Annotated in this window: 2 protein-coding genes; both read left to right on the forward strand. The window is 65.9% G+C overall.

Annotated elements, in window-relative coordinates; translation table 11 throughout:
• The first annotated feature begins 314 nt into the window (after positions 1 to 314).
• Positions 315 to 1,808, forward strand: a complete 1,494-nt coding sequence (gene istA / locus ACFXN1_RS51630; protein WP_379446691.1) for an IS21 family transposase — start codon at positions 315 to 317, stop codon at positions 1,806 to 1,808.
• A complete protein-coding gene (gene istB / locus ACFXN1_RS51635; protein ID WP_379446690.1) occupies positions 1,805 to 2,596 on the forward strand; it encodes an IS21-like element helper ATPase IstB in 792 nt (263 codons plus the stop codon). The genes istA and istB overlap by 4 nt, the downstream gene beginning before the upstream one ends.
• Positions 2,597 to 2,809 lie beyond the last annotated feature (213 nt).

The following is a 2,809-nucleotide window of genomic DNA, read 5'->3' on the forward strand; positions in this document are numbered from 1 at the left end:
CAACGGCGGCTTCGATCGTCACGGCATTCCGATCCCGCCGAACGTCGACGATGACCAGATCATCCAAGTGCGGCAACAACATTCGAGCCGCATCATTAAACCACGCTTCACACCCTCACCCACCCCAGCCCGGATCCAGCGGCAACACGCCGAACAGCGCCATCACGGAGTTCGCGCCAGAGCCGCGGTAGGTCCCCGCTGGCGGCCAGGTAGAAGTCCCCATTTCCCCTTGCTCGTCGTGTCAGCCCGGAACTCGTGGCCTGGGCGGTGACGGTGATAGCGCCAACTGTCACATCACCGCCCAGGGAGTTCCATTGAAGTCTGCGAGGGAGCGAATGGACATCATTTCCGCCTATCGAGAGGTCGGAACGTATCGAGGTGCGGCCGAATTGTGCGGCACCACCCACAAAACGGTGAAACGAGTCGTCGAGCGGGCCGCAGCCGGCGGCGCAGCACCGGCGGCGAGGCCGCGGAATTTCGACCTTGTCGCCGAGCTGGTCGGTGAGCGGGTCGCGAAGTCGAAGGGCCGGATCTCGGCCAAACGGCTGATGCCGATCGCGCGCGCCGCCGGTTACGAGGGGTCGCCGCGGAACTTCCGCCGCTTGGTGGCCGAGCAGAAAGCGTTGTGGCGCAGGGATAATCATCGCGGTCGGCGTCCGGCGGTGTGGTCGCCGGGTGAGTATCTGGTGATCGATTGGGCCGAGGCCGCGCCGGGATTACAGGTGTTCTGCGCGGTGCTCGCGTTCTCGCGGTGGCGCTTCGCCGCCTTCGCCGCCGACCAGAAACAGTCCACGACGCTGGCGATGATCGCCGAGGCCCTGGCCGCGATCGGCGGGGTCCCGGCCAAGGTGCTGGCCGACCGGATGGGCTGTCTGAAGGCCGGGGTGGTCGCAGATGTCGTGGTCCCGACCCCCGAATACATCAGGTTCGCAACACATTACGGCTTCGTCCCGGACTTCTGCCGCGCTGCCGACCCGCAGTCGAAAGGCATCGTGGAGAACCTCTGCGGGTATGCCCAACGCGACCTGGCGGTCCCGTTGCTCACCGAAGCTGCCATGACCGGCCGAACCCTCGGGCTGCGCGAGGCCAACGCGGCGGCGAAAACCTGGTGCGCGGAGGTGAATTCGCTGGCGCATTCGGAGATCTGCGCGGTCCCCAACCAGCGCCTGGAAACCGAGCGAGAGTTGTTGACGCCATTGCCGTCTCTGCGAATGGAGATCGGCGCGGCAACGGAGAACCGCAAGGTCGACCGACTGTCCTGTGTTCGCTATGGGTCGGCCCGCTATTCGGTGCCCACCCGCCTGATCGGCGAAGCAGTCCAGATCGTTGTCGATCACGGCGCGTTGCTGGTGCTCGAACCCGCGACCGGGGTGATCGTGGCCGAACACGAGTTGGTCGCCCCCGGCGAGGCATCGATTCTCGATGCCCATTACGACGGGCCCCGTCCCGCACCGAATCGTGGCCCACGCCCGAAAACCACTGTCGAGCAACAGTTCTGCGCTCTCGGCGAAGACGCCGAAGCATTCCTGGTCGGCGCGGCGGCCCAGGGCAACAGCCGCCTGGCTGCCGAGTTGGAGATCCTGCTCGCTCTCGCCGCGGCGCACGGCGAGCAGGCCCTGATCGCGGCACTGCGACGGGCGGTGGCGTTCAAACGGTTCCGCGCCGCCGACGTCCGCTCCATCCTGGCCGCCGGCACCGGAACCCCGCAGCCCCGCCCGGCCGGAGACGCACTGGTGCTGGACCTGCCCACCGCACCCACCCGGTCGCTCGACGCTTACAAAATCTCCCGCGACGGGAGCGGAGCATGACCACCACTCGATCGAAAACAGCTGCACCCAAACCGATCCCGGAACTGGCGGCCGATCTCGACGCCGGGCTACGCCGGTTGAAACTGGCAGCCATCCGCCGCACCGCCCCTGAAGTCCTCGCCGTCGCCAAGACCCAGCGTTGGACCCCGGAAGAGGTGCTGCGCACCCTGCTCGACACCGAACTGGCCGCCCGCGATGCCTCCAACGCCCGCAACCGGCTCAAGGCCGCCGCGTTCCCTATCACCAAGACCCTCGACAGCTTCGACGTCGCGGCCTCCTCGATCCCGCAAGCAACATTCGACTACCTGTCGAGTTTGGAATGGGTTCGCGCGCAACAGAATCTGGCATTGATCGGCCCGCCGGGCACCGGGAAGAGCCACACCCTGATCGGACTCGGGCATGCCGCGGTCACCGCCGGGCACAAGGTCCGGTATTTCACCGCCGCCGACCTGATCGACACCCTCTACCGCGGCCTGGCCGACAACACCGTCGGCAAAGTCATCGACACCCTGCTACGCGCGGACCTGCTCATCCTCGACGAAATCGGGTTCGCACCCTTGGACGACACCGGCACCCAACTGCTGTTCCGCCTGGTCGCGGCCGCCTACGAACGCCACTCCCTGGCAGTCGCTTCGCACTGGCCGTTCGAGCAATGGGGCCGGTTCCTGCCCGAACACACCACCGCCGCCAGCATCCTCGACCGACTGCTGCACCACGCCACCGTCGTCATCACCGACGGCGACTCCTACCGCATGAGAAACCGAACCAAGCGAGGTGAACAACCCTGAACTAACCACCCACCCCAGCAAGGGGGTGGGGACTTTTCCTGGCCACCAGTGGATACCTCACCCGGCCACCAGCGGCGACTTCCATATGGCCATTGACATCTCTGGCAACTTAGCCTGTCTTAGCCTCAATACCGTTCAGTTAGCGAGTTCGACGGTATGGTATCGGCGTGCCTCGTGGTGGATGGGTGAAGTCGGCGTCGGATCGTCGATTGT

The organism is Nocardia sp. NPDC059154, assembly GCF_042755705.1.
Classification (GTDB): domain Bacteria; phylum Actinomycetota; class Actinomycetes; order Mycobacteriales; family Mycobacteriaceae; genus Nocardia.

What these genes read in the sequence shown, in the direction of transcription:
- istB (WP_379446690.1), top strand. Translation starts at nt 1,805, where the DNA reads ATGACCACCACTCGATCGAAAACAGCTGCACCCAAACCGATCCCGGAA.